10 protein-coding genes are annotated in these 14,305 nt (G+C 43.3%); 4 read left to right on the top strand and 6 right to left on the bottom strand.

Going from position 1 to position 14,305, the window contains the following annotated elements; genetic code table 11:
* Nucleotides 1-93: 93 nt before the first annotated feature.
* Nucleotides 94-1,962, bottom strand: a complete 1,869-nt coding sequence (locus MHN81_RS24465; RefSeq protein WP_239427005.1) for a transglycosylase SLT domain-containing protein — start codon at nt 1,960-1,962, stop codon at nt 94-96.
* Between the two features lie 384 nt (nt 1,963-2,346).
* Here MHN81_RS24465 and fadB point away from each other — a divergent pair, with 384 nt between their 5' ends.
* From fadB to MHN81_RS24445, 4 genes are all read left to right on the top strand, one after another.
* On the top strand, nt 2,347-4,509 hold the full coding sequence (gene fadB / locus MHN81_RS24460) for a fatty acid oxidation complex subunit alpha FadB (RefSeq protein ID WP_239426998.1): 2,163 nt from the start codon (nt 2,347-2,349) through the stop codon (nt 4,507-4,509).
* A 1-nt stretch (nt 4,510) separates the two neighbouring features.
* Nucleotides 4,511-5,677 carry an acetyl-CoA C-acyltransferase FadA gene (fadA, locus tag MHN81_RS24455; RefSeq protein WP_023400965.1) on the top strand — a complete coding sequence of 389 codons (1,167 nt, stop codon included), beginning with the start codon at nt 4,511-4,513 and terminating at the stop codon, nt 5,675-5,677.
* A gap of 177 nt (nt 5,678-5,854) precedes the next feature.
* Complete coding sequence (gene tusA, locus MHN81_RS24450) at nt 5,855-6,094, top strand: sulfurtransferase TusA (RefSeq protein WP_023400964.1); 240 nt, start codon at nt 5,855-5,857, stop codon at nt 6,092-6,094.
* Between the two features lie 707 nt (nt 6,095-6,801).
* Nucleotides 6,802-6,960, top strand: coding sequence for a hypothetical protein (locus MHN81_RS24445; RefSeq protein ID WP_023400963.1), 159 nt, complete (start codon nt 6,802-6,804; stop codon nt 6,958-6,960).
* Between the two features lie 141 nt (nt 6,961-7,101).
* On the opposite strand, the gene MHN81_RS24440 is transcribed toward MHN81_RS24445, so the two are convergent.
* The 5 genes from MHN81_RS24440 to recF form a co-directional block, all read right to left on the bottom strand.
* Nucleotides 7,102-7,563, bottom strand: coding sequence for a hypothetical protein (locus MHN81_RS24440; RefSeq protein ID WP_239426997.1), 462 nt, complete (start codon nt 7,561-7,563; stop codon nt 7,102-7,104).
* A gap of 59 nt (nt 7,564-7,622) precedes the next feature.
* Entirely contained in the window at nt 7,623-9,692 is a 2,070-nt protein-coding gene (glyS, locus tag MHN81_RS24435; protein ID WP_023400961.1) for a glycine--tRNA ligase subunit beta, read from the bottom strand.
* 2 nt (nt 9,693-9,694) lie between these two features.
* On the bottom strand, nt 9,695-10,594 hold the full coding sequence (gene glyQ, locus MHN81_RS24430; protein WP_023400960.1) for a glycine--tRNA ligase subunit alpha: 900 nt from the start codon (nt 10,592-10,594) through the stop codon (nt 9,695-9,697).
* 184 nt (nt 10,595-10,778) lie between these two features.
* Entirely contained in the window at nt 10,779-13,196 is a 2,418-nt protein-coding gene (gyrB, locus tag MHN81_RS24425; protein ID WP_239426996.1) for a DNA topoisomerase (ATP-hydrolyzing) subunit B, read from the bottom strand.
* A gap of 12 nt (nt 13,197-13,208) precedes the next feature.
* Entirely contained in the window at nt 13,209-14,297 is a 1,089-nt protein-coding gene (recF, locus tag MHN81_RS24420; RefSeq protein ID WP_239426995.1) for a DNA replication/repair protein RecF, read from the bottom strand.
* Nucleotides 14,298-14,305: the final 8 nt, after the last annotated feature.

The raw sequence follows: 14,305 nt of genomic DNA, 5'->3' as shown, positions 1-14,305 counted from the left end.
TTATTCAAATTATTTATAACTGAGTCTAACATAGCACCGTCGCAAAAACGATGCCATGCCAACCCTTTGAAGCGACTGCTTTAACAGCCATATTTAACGTTTGCCGCCTATATTCATATCCAAGATCCCTGCCAATACATTCCCTTCCCGTCCTAATTTAGTGTGATATACCTGACGATATGCCATGACATTTTTGACATAATCTCGAGTTTCTCGATAGGGGATCAGTTCGATCCATAGTTCTGCCGGCATCGCTTCACTGGGGATCCAGCGTTTTACGCGGTGATAACCCGCATTGTATGACGCTGTCGCCAATATCTCATTCCCTTTGGTTTTACGCTTCAAATACTCCAAGTAGTCCGTGCCAAGGCGAATATTCGTCGCAGGCTTCATCAGTTGTTTTTTAGACACTCGCGTTTTCGCTACATATCTTGCTGTGCTCGGTAAAAGTTGCATCAAACCGTAAGCATCAGCCGAAGATCTAGCATCAGGAGCGAAGCTACTCTCGCGACGAGCAACGGCATAGCTCCATGCTAAATCGACACGGTTTCTTTCACTATAACGTTCAAACAAGTTATCAAATGCCATCGGAAAGCGCAGATCAACATAGTTCCATGCCTTGATCTGTGCCAAGGTATAAATAGTGCTATCGTACCAATCTAATTCAGCAGCCAGCATTGATGCTGCAAGCTTTTCTTCGGTACTGGATGTATTGGTTAGATAGTTCCATTCTCTGCGCGCTTGTGTAAAGCGTTCGAGCTCATACAAGGCTTTTGCTCGTTTAAAGCCAGGAGCTTGAGACACACTCGCCAAGGTTTGCTCATTGACATCCAGAGACTGAGTATTCATTGAAGGGGGTAAATCTAATCGTGCAGCGGCTAAAAAGCCGTAGTAATCTCGCTTTGTCGCCAATTCCTGCCACAGCGCGGTTGCCTTAGCATTGTCACCGCGTTTGAAATAGCTATAGCCGAGCCAATAGGTCTGCCCATTGCTTAGATTGTCCATACCAGTAAAAAGCGCTGCTATGCCAGCCCAATCTTGCTCTTTTAACATGTTACTCATTAGCCACTGGCGTAACTTAACGTCTTGCTGCTCAGCGGGTACTTTATTTAGCCAGAATCGAGCTTCTTCATGGCCCTTTGATGCCAGCGCCAAGGCAAATCGATATGCGACACTGTCTTTTTGCGCCTGACTGAACTCAAACATCCCCTGTAGCTTATCCCACGCACGTAGTGCCAACTTAGGATCGCGCCAAATCAATCGGCGCACACCATATACCGCTATTTCACTTTCCTTTTGATTGCGATTTTTATAGCGATATAGCCCCGCTGATGCACTGGGATCTCTGCGTACAGCCACGTATAAGTCGGCGAGATATGCCTCTCGCCTTGGTAATAAGGTTTTGAGGTATTTTATCAATGACGTCTGCCCGCCCTGCGCCGCCTTGGTAATGCGCTCCCAAATTAACGCTTGGTCACGATACCCAGCTTTTTGCCACTGGGAGAAAAGCCTGTCACACGCTTTTGGTTGAGACTTTCCTACCACCCACAATGGCGCTACCTGATCTAAAATAGCTTTTTTAGGTGCCCCCAAATCCAATTGAAATTGCAAGTAAGTACATTTTAGTTCTGCGTTACTGGTGTCTTGATAATGCTCAATAAATAGTGCTTTTTTACCGCGGCGCTTTAAATAGTTCAGCCAGCTTTTACGAAGCGGCCAATCTAGCGGCGTGTGATCATAAACAGATAAAAAGCGTGAAATCTCTTCTTGATACTTTAGTTTTGGATGACGTTTATAGAATGTCATCTCAACATAGGGTTTCAAAGGGTGATCGAGTTCGTCGAGCGTTTGTTTAAATTTCTTATAGTTTCCTGACCAAGCAACACGTTCTGCTTGAATAAAATCTTGATGGGGCTTTTGCGCGTACCCTTGGGCACTTAACAAAGTGAAAAAAGCGCACATACCCGTACTAAAAAACCGAGAGATCCGTAATTTCATGGCGACCTATGCTTTACATAAATGCGTTGTATATCTTGACCCAGCATATTTTTAATATCATGACTTAAATACAATACACTGAGTTCATTCCTTAACTTTACTGCTTAATAGCAGAGAGAAGCTGAGCGCTAGCTCTGCTCGAATCAAGTTATGCATGATTGAAGGTTTAAATAAACTGAATGCGCAAACCTTAAAACACCTTAGCCCAATCTATGCACTTAGCCACCTTAACATCCCAATTTATGCTTTACAGTAAATCTGCGGTAAATTTTTCATTGCAATTTTCAAATAAAGACGCCACACTGGATGAAATGACAACTCATCGTACCAGTGTCACGGAGAACAAGTATGTTAATCAAGAGCGAGTCCTTTGTCGTTGATTTTTGCAAAGGCAACATCGCTGAGTTTAAGTTTTGTCTACCCGGTTCGGTCAACAAACTATCTCAGCAAACCCTACAAGATTGTGCCAAAGCACTAGCTGAACTCAGCACACGTGATGATGTAAAAGGCCTAATTTTTACCAGTGATAAAGACCACTTTATTGTTGGTGCCGATATCTATGAATTTTTACCAACCTTCAATCGCCCTGAGCAAGAGCTCGTCACTTGGATCAAAGAAGCGACCGACGTTTTCGATGCAATTGAAGACTTACCATTTCCAACCTTGTCAGCTATAAACGGCTTAGCACTTGGTGGTGGTTGTGAGTGGGTACTTGCTACTGATTATCGTATCGCAACACCAAATGCTAAAATTGGCTTGCCAGAAGTCAAGCTTGGGATCATGCCTGGTTTTGGTGGCACAGTGAGACTGCCGCGAATTATCGGTGCCGATAACGCCATGACTTGGATTTCGACAGGTCAAGAAAACCGCGCGCCAGATGCCTTCAAAGTGGGTGCATTAGATGCAGTTGTTGAAGCTGACAAGCTCCTCGATGCCGCCACTAAAACATTACAACAGGCCATTGATGGTAAGCTGAACTGGCAAGTAAAGCGCCAGCTTAAACTTGAACCACTGAAAATGAATCGCGTGGAACAAGGTATGAGCTTTGCAATGGCTGAAGGCATGGTCTTGGCTAAAACCAAAGGCCATTACCCTGCGCCCGTGATGGCGGTTAAAACCATCAAGGCAGCAGCGAACCATACCCGTGCTGAAGCTATGGCAATTGAAAACGCTAACTTTGCTAAACTTGCTAAAACCAAAGAAGCAGCTGCGCAAACAGGTATCTTCTTGGCCGATCAGTACATTAAAGGTGTTGCAAAAAAACAAGCAAAAGCCAGCCAGCTTGATATTCAACAAGCCGCGGTATTAGGCGCAGGAATTATGGGTGGCGGTATCGCTTACCAATCTGCGTACAAAGGTACACCGATTGTCATGAAAGACATTAATCAAGGTGCGCTTGATTTAGGCATGGGTGAAGCCGCTAGTTTATTGGGCAAAAAAGTAAAGCGCGGTCATATGAAAACAGAGAAGATGGTCGCCACGCTTGGAAAAATTAAGCCCACGTTAAACGAGCGTGATTTAGAAAACTCAGACATCATAGTTGAAGCTGTTGTCGAAAACCCACAAATTAAAAAAGCCGTACTGGCAGAGTTAGAGAAACAACTACCTAAAGGCACAGTACTGACTTCAAATACCTCGACTATCCGCATTGACGAGTTGGCCACAGCACTTGAAAACCCTGAGCACTTCTGTGGTATGCATTTCTTTAATCCAGTACCTAAAATGCCACTGGTTGAAATTATCCGTGGTGCAAAAACCACAGATGACACCGTTGCTGCTGTTGTGGACTATGCCCTTAAGCTTGGTAAATCACCAATTGTTGTTAATGACTGCCCAGGCTTTTTTGTAAATCGGGTCCTATTCCCTTACTTTGCTGGATTTAGCAAGTTAGTCGTCGAAGGGGCTGATTTCAGCCAAATCGATAAAGTCATGGAAAATGTGTTTGGTTGGCCAATGGGCCCAGCTTACCTGCTCGATGTTGTCGGTATAGATACTGCAAACCACTGTACAGGTGTCATGGCGGATGGCTTCCCGACACGTATGGCACGCCAAGATAAAGACCCTGTTGCCCTGCTGGCTAATGCAGAGCGCTTTGGACAAAAAAATCAAAAAGGCTTTTATCAATACGCACCAGACAGAAAAGGTCGCTTGAAGAAAAGCAAAGATCCTGAAGCCCTTGCACTATTAACCCAAATTTGTGATGACGCACAGCAATTTGACAAGCAAACGATCATCGAACGCTGCATGGTTCCGATGATTAATGAAGTACTCTTGTGTTTGCAAGAAGGCATTATCGCTTCGCCACAAGAGGCTGATATGGCATTAATTTATGGTATTGGTTTCCCTCCATTTAGAGGCGGTGTATTCCGCTACTTAGACCAAGTGGGATTAAGTGAGTTTGTTGCTATGGCAGACAAATATGCCAACTTAGGTGAAATCTATCAGGTGTCTGAGCAAACACGCGCATGGGCGGCAGAAGGCAAAGTGTTCTATCAAGTGGAGGGCCAGTAACATGGAACATGCAGTTATCGTAGATTGTATTCGTACCCCTATGGGTCGCTCCAAAGGTGGTGTATTTAAACATCGTCGTGCCGAAGATCTAAGTGCACACCTTATGAAAGGTTTACTCGATCGTAACCCGCAAGTTGCGCCAGATTCCATTGATGATATTTATTGGGGCTGTGTGCAACAAACACTAGAGCAAGGTTTTAATGTGGCTCGTAACGCTGCGCTTCTTGCTGGTATTCCTCACTCTGTACCTGCTGTTACCGTAAACAGACTCTGTGGCTCTTCAATGCAAGCACTGCACGATGCTGCCCGCGCAATTATGACCGGTGCTGGTGATACCTACCTTATCGGTGGTGTCGAGCATATGGGCCATGTCCCTATGACGCATGGCGTAGACTTTCACCCAGGCCTCTCAACCTCGGTAGCCCAAGCTGCTGGCGTCATGGGTCTAACCGCTGAATATCTTGCAACGCTTCACGGCATTAATCGAGAGCAGCAAGATGCATTTGCGGTACGTTCACATCAACGTGCACATGCGGCAAGTGTTGAAGGTCGTTTTGCAAAAGAAATTTTACCGACCGAAGGACATGACGAAAACGGCGCTCCTGTATTAGTAGAACATGATGAAGTGATCCGCCCTGAAACTAGCCTTGAAGGTTTAAGCCAGCTACGTCCGGTATTCAATCCGGCCAGTGGTACAGTGACTGCGGGTACATCTTCTGCGTTGTCAGATGGCGCATCTGCAATGTTAGTCATGAGCGAAAGCAAAGCCAAATCGCTTGGTTTGACTATTCGGGCTCGAGTTAAATCAATGGCAGTTGCCGGTTGTGATCCTTCAATTATGGGTTATGGTCCAGTACCTGCCAGCCAAAAAGCTCTGAAGCAAGCAGGGATCCGTGTCGAAGACTTAGATGTAATTGAACTCAATGAAGCATTTGCAGCCCAATCGCTACCAGTCATGAAAGATCTTGGTCTACTCGACGTCGCAGACGAAAAAGTGAACTTAAATGGTGGGGCTATTGCACTGGGCCACCCGCTTGGCTGTTCAGGCTCGCGGATCAGCACATCACTCATTCATATCATGGAAGAGAAAGATGCCAAATATGGCTTAGCTACAATGTGTATAGGTTTAGGACAAGGTATTGCGACAGTATTTGAGCGCGTGAGCTAACACGCTTGTTGTCATAGCCAATTTCAACTTGGTGACCAAGGCAAAGTCATGAACAGTGGCTTTGCCTTTTATTATCTATCCTACGTCAAAGAATCCGCAACATTTTAAATTAACCCCTTTAAATCGGCGTATGTACCACGTTAGAATAGATGTTTTGATATTGGCCAGAGGCGCTTTATGAATTTTGATAATACAGATCATACCTTAGATGCCGTCGGGCTGCGCTGTCCTGAGCCCGTTATGATGATCAGAGGTATGGTTAGAAAGATGAATCATGGCGAAACGTTATTGATATTGGCAGACGACCCATCAACTACTCGAGATATACCCAGCTTCTGCGAGTTTATGGATCATACCTTAGTCGCGAAAGAGATAGATTCATCACCTTATCGATACCTGTTAAAAAAGGGCAAGTAGCTTTGCATTGAAGCTGAACTCACTACATTCCCATCATAAAACTGTATTTGCAGCCCTTTCTGTCACTTATCTTTTATACACCTTGATATTTTTGATGTTTTTATGTCAAATTAGACAAGTGAGGTGCTTTTTACTACAGATATCGAGTGTGCTTTCCCCCCCCTTTTTTATTAGGGAGAAAGGTTGAAGTAGTTAGTTTGCTAGTTTAGGTCTACCACCAGCAATCATCCATCAAATATACAACCAAAGTTATATCCTGCTTCGATTAGTCACCTAGTTTGAATTCCTGCACTTTTCCTAGACTCATAAACGCTACTCTCACGCAATAAATACCATGGTCTCGAGGTTTTGTAATTCATAGACAGGATGAATAAAAAAACCATTCAGTCACTAATCTATTTATCTGCAGTATTTAAAAGCAGACGACTTAGCTGACTTAACAGCTTAATCACCTGCATTACCATGACATTATCAAAGTAGTTATCTACCACTTCTCATAAGTTAAACAATAGGCACTCACGTGCTCCACAGCCGAGCTAATCGAACACACTGTTACTACCTTTTGCTTCACCCAGTCTCGAGTACCAACAACTGAGAATAAACACAAATGAAACAAAATAGTAATAAAAAACACACAATGAATTATTTCATGGAGTAATAAGGTAGTTTACAAAATAGGTAAACAACAAAGTAAAAGGAAATATAGTATGAAATTAAAACTCAAAACAAAAAAAATTAAAAACCTAGATCTACAAGCAATTAAACCTGCACAAACAAATGCCATCGCCGGCGGTAAAGACCATGTCGTATTGGGTGAGTCTGTGCACAATTGTGCATCTCGTGATTATCCTTGTAAGCCTGAATAACAGTTACCAATTTTGCGGCAAGTGAATACTTGCCGTTTTAACTCAGAAGCCCTATGCCCCCGTAAATTCGAGCCAAAAGCACGGTGCTAGCTAAGCGTTGCAGCTATACACTTTACAAGTATGAGCGATCATAGATTGATGTTAATCTCTCTGGATTAATACCATTGGCTTTTTAGGCTCTCGATAATCAAACGTGATACGAAACCAACCTTTTTTATCTGGGATAAAACTAAAGTAATTGTAGATGGTGTGACAATCAGCAGCCTGTGGTTGACCAAGCTTTAAAACACTTTGGAATCGATAACCACAATTGTAGCCTTGGCTCCATGACCCATCGGCTATTTTAAATTCATGCACCTTGCCTGGACTCATAAATCGTGCACGTACTGAATAAGTACCATCGCCTTGAGGCTGAAGCTGGTAAATCTCTTCAGCATCCCAAAGACTAAAATCACCACGTAAATACATTGGTCGGTCTATCATTTTTGCAACGGGCGTTGAAACTTGTGTGCTTGACTGCCCACTTATTTGTGGCGAAGTACACCCAACTAAACCCAGTACACCTAAGATTGATAAAGCTATCGTTTTTTGCAATTTTCTCACCTATCATCCTAAATAAAAAAAGCCAGCATGTGCTGGCTTAATATGTTTAGTCAATACACTTAGTTTTGTAATACTGAAATATCTGCAGTATTTAAAAACAGGCGGCTTAGCTGACTTAACAATGCAAGGCGGTTGTTCTTAGTAGCTTCATCATCTGCCATTACCATGACATTATCAAAGAAGTTATCTACCGCTTCGCGCAAACTCGCCAAACGTGTTAATGCATGCTGGTAATCACCTTGCGCATAGACTGGTGCAAGTTCTTCAGTCAACGCAGCAACCTGCTCTGCAAGTTGCTTTTCAGCTTCTTCAACCAATAACTCTGTTGATACCGCAGCATCACTCGTGACGTTATTTTTCGCCAATATATTGTTTACACGCTTATTGGCAGCGGCAAGTGCTTCTGCTTCATCGAGTGTACGGAAGTGGCTAACTGCTTTGACACGACGATCAAAGTCAACTGGCTGAGCTGGACGACGAGCCAACACAGCTTGGATAACATCAACACCGATCCCTTCGTCTTGATACCAAGCGCGGAATCGTCCCAGCATGAATTCAAACACATCTTCAGCGACCTGATCATTCGTCAGCTTATCGCCAAACAGTGTTTGTGCTTTTGCCACGATATCTAAGATATCAAGTTGTAGCTCTTTCTCTACCATAATACGCAATGCGCCAATGGCAGCACGGCGAAGTGCAAATGGGTCTTTATCACCCTTTGGAATTTGACCAATCCCAAAAATTCCCACAAGAGTATCGAACTTATCAGCTAGTGCAACTGCAAAGCTGATTGGGTTTGAAGGTAACGCATCACCAGCAAAACGCGGCATGTATTGTTCATTTTGCGCGACTGCAACTTCTTCAGCCTCGCCATCGATGCGCGCATAGTGCATACCCATTACGCCCTGCACATCAGTGAACTCCATGACCATCTCAGTCATCAAGTCTGTTTTACTCAGCAAGCCAGCTCTTTGTGCCAAAGATTCATCTGCACCCAATTGCTTTGCAATGTAACCCGCTAATGCTGCGATACGCTCAGATTTATCTTTTAAAGTGCCCAATTGCTTTTGGAATAATACGCTACCTAAAGACTCTAAACGACTTTCTAAAGTTTTCTTCTTATCCGTTTCAAAGAAGAACTGCGCATCCGCTAAACGTGGACGAACCACTTTTTCGTTGCCCGAGATCACAACACTTGGATCTTTGCTCTCGATGTTTGATACAAATAAGAACTTGTTGATTAGTTCTCCCTTGTCGTTCAACAGCGGAAAATATTTTTGATCGTCTTTCATCGTATAAATAAGCGCTTCATCAGGCACCGATAGAAAAGCTTCATCGAATGACGCTGTCAGTGTCACTGGCCATTCAACCAATGATGTAACCTCTTCAAGCAGCTCTTCATCCATCGCAACTATGGCGCCAAGCTTTGCAGCTTCGGTTTCAATTTGAGTGCGGATCTGCGCTTTACGCACCTCGTAATCAGCGACAACATATGCTTGCTTTAACGTGTCAAATATCTCATCTGCATGGGCAAGTGTAATACGCTCAGGATGATGAAAACGGTGTCCTTGCAACTCATTGCTGATCTGTTTACCAAGCACTTCACCTTTGATGATTTCATTACCAAGTAACGCAGCAACAGTGTGAACAGGTCGAATAAACTGTGTTTTGTTTGCTCCCCAGCGCATTGGTTTCGGGATAGGTAACTTAGCAAGTGCTTTGCCAATCACATCACTCAGTAACTCAGATGCTTGCTGACCTTTTACGGTTGCCTTGTGAAGCAGCCACGCACCCTTTTCTGTTTCAAGCTTGTCAGCTTCGCTAACTTCAATACCACAGCCACGTGCCCAGCCTTGTGCAGCTTTAGTTGGGTTGCCATCGGCGTCGAATGCCGCTTTAATTGCTGGACCACGCTTCTCTACAGTTTTATCTTTTTGCTGTGTCTCAAGTTGTTTTACTTGGATACCTAAACGACGAGGTGATGCATACCAACTCACGCCTTGGTGAGCCAGCTCTAGTGCATCTATCTCTGCTGCTGCGTTTTCAGCAAATGCTTCTGCTAGTTTGCGCAATGCTTTTGGTGGTAACTCTTCAGTACCAATTTCTACTAGTAAATTTTCAGTTGTCATGATCAGTCCTTACAAAGCGGGAAACCAAGTGCTTCACGAGCTTCAAAATATGATTGCGCGCAGGCTTTAGATAATGCTCGTACACGCAAAATATATCGTTGACGCTCTGTCACAGAAATTGCGTGACGGGCATCTAGTAAGTTGAATGCGTGAGAAGCTTTCATTACTTGCTCATAAGCAGGTAATGGCAAGCCCGCCTCTATCAATTTTTGGCTTTCTTTTTCACACTGATCAAACTGGTTGAATAACGCGTCTACATCCGCATATTCAAAGTTATAAGTTGATTGCTCAATTTCGTTTTGCATGAACACGTCACCATAAGTAACGCGACCCATAGGACCATCTGTCCAAACAAGGTCATAGATGCTGTCGACACCTTGTATATACATGGCTAAACGCTCTAAACCATAGGTGATTTCACCTGTCACTGGCGAGCATTCGATGCCACCAACTTGTTGGAAGTAAGTGAACTGTGTCACTTCCATACCATTTAACCACACTTCCCAACCTAGACCCCAAGCACCTAGTGTTGGCGATTCCCAGTTGTCTTCAACGAAGCGCACTTCGTGGGTCAAAGTATCAATACCCAATGCCTCTAATGAGCCAAGGTAAAGCTCTTGGATGTTGTCCGGTGATGGCTTCAGTACAACTTGGAATTGATAATAGTGTTGAAGGCGATTCGGGTTTTCACCATAACGACCGTCGGTTGGGCGACGACATGGTTGAACATACGCGCTCGACATTGGTTCTGGGCCAATTGATTTCAGGAAAGTCATCGGGTGGAATGTGCCCGCACCAACTTCCATATCCAGTGGTTGTGCAATTACACAGCCTTGCTGTGCCCAATAGTCCTGTAAAGCCAGGATCAACCCTTGAAAGGTTTTGATGTCATATTTTTGCATAGTTGGCTTTTATATTTATTTGGTACATGGGACTCAAATCAGCGCTATGAGATAAGGCACTAGAATGAGTTTTAATGATTGAAAATTATGCTCAGTATACCGTGTGCAGTGCACAGAATTAAGCGTTAAAACGAAAAAAAGGAGGGTTTCCCCTCCTTTTTTGAACATCGGCTTAGATTCAGTTTTAAACGTCTAGGTTTACTACTCTCAGTGCATTCTGCTCAATAAAGTCACGACGCGGCTCAACTTGATCACCCATTAAGGTTGCGAACAGTTGGTCCGCAGCAATCGCATCTTCGATGGTTACGCGAAGCATACGACGTGCATCTGGGTCCATGGTTGTCTCCCACAACTGATCTGGGTTCATCTCACCCAACCCTTTATAACGTTGTGTATACAAGCCGCGTTTTGACTCATTGATCAACCAGTCCAGTCCCTCTACAAAACTGCTAATTGGCTGTGTCTTCTCACCGCGTTGAATATAACCACCCTCTTCAACAATATGCGCAATTTGCTTACCAGTGTTGGCAATGCGAGCGTAATCTTTTGAGGTGATGAAGTCATAACTTAGGGTATGCGCTTTATCTACACCATGCTGGCGAATATTTACAACCGGATAATACATGTGGCGCTCATCATCATAGCTTACAGATGCAGAGAATATAGTAGCATCATCGTCATGCTTGATAAGGTCAGCAACCAGTGCTTCACTCCATGCTGTTACTTTTGATTCGTCACTTAACTCAGCTTCTGCCAATTCAGGTTGATAGACTAAACGGTTCATAATTTCAGCCGGATATTTACGCTGTAGTCTGCCTATTACATCAACAGTCTTTTGATAGTCGTGTACTAGGTTTTCTAAACGATTACCTTCAATTGCAGCAGCGCCTTCATTTGAATATAGCGCAGCGCCATCTAGTGCTAACGTTGTTAAGTACTCTGTCAAAGCATGATCGTCTTTAATATAACGCTCTTGTTTGCCTTTTTTAACTTTATAAAGCGGTGGCTGTGCAATGTATACATAACCGCGCTCAATGATTTCAGGCATTTGACGATAGAAGAAAGTCAGCAATAGTGTACGGATGTGTGACCCATCGACATCCGCATCGGTCATGATAATAATACTGTGATAGCGTAGCTTTTCTGGGTCATATTCATCACGACCAATGCCACAACCTAGAGCTGTGATAAGCGTCGCAACCTCTTGTGAAGAGAGCATTTTATCAAAGCGAGCTTTTTCAACGTTAAGGATCTTACCTTTCAGTGGCAGGATAGCTTGGTTTTTACGGTTTCGACCTTGCTTAGCAGAACCACCTGCCGAGTCACCCTCCACTATATATAGTTCAGATAACGCAGGATCTTTTTCTTGGCAGTCCGCCAACTTACCTGGTAAACCAGCCAAATCCATCACCCCTTTACGGCGTGTCATTTCTCTGGCTTTACGCGCTGCTTCTCGGGCTCTCGCCGCATCAACAATCTTATTAACAACCGTTTTTGCGTCCTGTGGATTTTCAAGTAAGAATTCATTAAGCTTTTCAGCCATAGCTTGCTCAACAGCGCCTTTGACTTCACTTGAAACCAACTTATCTTTAGTCTGAGAAGAGAACTTAGGATCAGGTACTTTAACACTTACAACCGCTGTCAGGCCTTCACGAGCATCATCACCTGTTGCGCTGGTTTTATTCTTCTTGTTGAAGCCTTCTTTTTCCATATAGGTGTTTAACGTTCTCGTTAACGCTGCACGGAAACCAGCTAAGTGTGTACCACCATCCCTTTGTGGAATATTGTTGGTAAAGCAGTAGATATTTTCTTGGAAACCATCATTCCATTGCATTGAAACTTCAACACTAATGCCATCTTCACGCTCAGTTGTGAAGTGAAAAACACTCTGATGTACTGGCGTTTTTTTGCGGTTAAGGTATTCAACAAAAGCTTGGATACCACCTTCATATTTAAAGTGGTCCTGTTTATTTTCTTCACGCTCGTCCGTCAGAATGATACTGACACCAGAGTTTAAGAATGATAACTCGCGAAGACGTTTTGCAAGAATGTCATAATGGAAGTTAATATCTGAGAATGTTTCCGGGCTTGGCCAAAACCTCAGTTCAGTTCCTGTCGACTCAGCTTCACCAATCACAGCCAAAGGAGCATCTGGTACACCCATTGTGTACTTTTGTTGATGCACTTGGCCATCACGGCGGATAGTTAATTGTAGTTTTTCAGAAAGTGCATTAACAACAGAAACACCTACCCCGTGCAAACCACCAGATACTTTATATGAGTTATCATCAAACTTACCACCAGCATGTAGTACAGTCATGATAACTTCAGCAGCTGATACGCCTTCTTCAGGGTGAATTGAAGTTGGTATTCCGCGACCATTGTCTCGTACAGAAACAGAGCCATCAGTATGAATAGTAACGAAGATGTCGTCACAATACCCAGCTAAAGCTTCATCGATTGAGTTATCAACAACTTCGAAGACCATGTGATGTAATCCAGTTCCATCATCAGTGTCGCCGATATACATTCCTGGACGCTTTCTTACAGCGTCCAATCCCTTCAGTACTTTAATACTGGATGAATCATAATTATCAGACATGGTTAATTCCAATTAATTTGTTATTAAACGACCATGTTCCACGTGGAACATCTCAATATCTTTATCGAGCCGTTCCACAACAGGCGTTAAACTGTCTGAACTGATTGCTGAAATAAATAGCTGAGAGTTGCAACTTGCAAGTAGCTTAGCAACACACTCCAATGTTTCAGAGCTCAGTTCAGATGGTAAATCATCGATTAGCAATATCGACTGTTTTTCAGTCTCTTGTTCAATTAAATTATTCTGTGTAATCTTGAGCGCATAAAGTAACAGCTTGAGTTGGCCTCTGGACATGATCCCTTCAACATTGTGACCATGTACTTTAAAATTAAAGTCCGCTTTATGTGGGCCTCGGCTTGTATAACCAAGTTTTAAATCTCGCTCAAGCTGTGATTGAAGTACTTCTGCCAGTTCCCCTTTCCAACCCGCATCGTAACGAGCTTCAAGGCCTTCAAACACAGGGCTAATCCCCCCTATCTTATCAAAAAAATAGCCTTCAAACCTACTTATATACGTTTTTCGATAGATATTTATTTGTTCAGCCATCTCAACAAACTGCTTGTCCCAAAACTTAATTTGTTCTACGCAATTTACAGGCTTACTTTTTAGCAAAGCATTTCTCTGCTTGAGTACTTTATTAAAGCTTTTCCATACATCAAAAAACAAATGTTCCACGTGGAACACACCCAAATCTAAAAACTTCCTTCGCTCTTTTGGTCCGCCAAAAAACAACTCATAGCTTTCAGGTGTGATTACTTGCACCGGTAGAATTTGCGCTAATTCAGCTATTCGTCTACTGGCTTGACCTTGAATACGAAGCTGAGTATCACCACTTTGATCTTTGCTAATACCGATTGGTATAGACAAGTTATGTAATTGTTTTTTACCATGAACAATACATTTTTCTTGGCTATTGCGGATCATTAATTTGTGCTTGTTGGTACGAAAAGAGCGGCCGCTAGACAAAAAATAAATGGCTTCCAACAGACTAGTTTTGCCACTGCCGTTTTGGCCCAGTATTAAATTTAGATCTTTTGAAGGGGAAATAGAAATCGCCTCAATGTTACGGAAATCATTGAGGCTAAAATGTGTCAAACTCATAAGCGCCC

Origin of the sequence: Pseudoalteromonas sp. Of7M-16, from assembly GCF_022347805.1 — a bacterium.
In the GTDB taxonomy this organism is placed as follows: Bacteria; Pseudomonadota; Gammaproteobacteria; order Enterobacterales; family Alteromonadaceae; genus Pseudoalteromonas; species Pseudoalteromonas luteoviolacea_F.
The sequence above is the reverse complement of the archived record's forward strand: the minus strand, read 5'-3'. Positions and strand labels throughout refer to the sequence as shown.

Excerpts from the sequence above, each read along its gene's own strand:
- MHN81_RS24465 (WP_239427005.1), bottom strand. The coding sequence starts at position 1,962 with ATGTGCGCTTTTTTCACTTTGTTAAGTGCCCAAGGGTACGCGCAAAAG.
- fadB (WP_239426998.1), top strand. The coding sequence starts at position 2,347 with ATGTTAATCAAGAGCGAGTCCTTTGTCGTTGATTTTTGCAAAGGCAAC.
- fadA (WP_023400965.1), top strand. The coding sequence starts at position 4,511 with ATGGAACATGCAGTTATCGTAGATTGTATTCGTACCCCTATGGGTCGC.
- tusA (WP_023400964.1), top strand. The coding sequence starts at position 5,855 with ATGAATTTTGATAATACAGATCATACCTTAGATGCCGTCGGGCTGCGC.
- MHN81_RS24445 (WP_023400963.1), top strand. The coding sequence starts at position 6,802 with ATGAAATTAAAACTCAAAACAAAAAAAATTAAAAACCTAGATCTACAA.
- glyS (WP_023400961.1), bottom strand. The coding sequence starts at position 9,692 with ATGACAACTGAAAATTTACTAGTAGAAATTGGTACTGAAGAGTTACCA.
- glyQ (WP_023400960.1), bottom strand. The coding sequence starts at position 10,594 with ATGCAAAAATATGACATCAAAACCTTTCAAGGGTTGATCCTGGCTTTA.
- gyrB (WP_239426996.1), bottom strand. The coding sequence starts at position 13,196 with ATGTCTGATAATTATGATTCATCCAGTATTAAAGTACTGAAGGGATTG.
- recF (WP_239426995.1), bottom strand. The coding sequence starts at position 14,297 with ATGAGTTTGACACATTTTAGCCTCAATGATTTCCGTAACATTGAGGCG.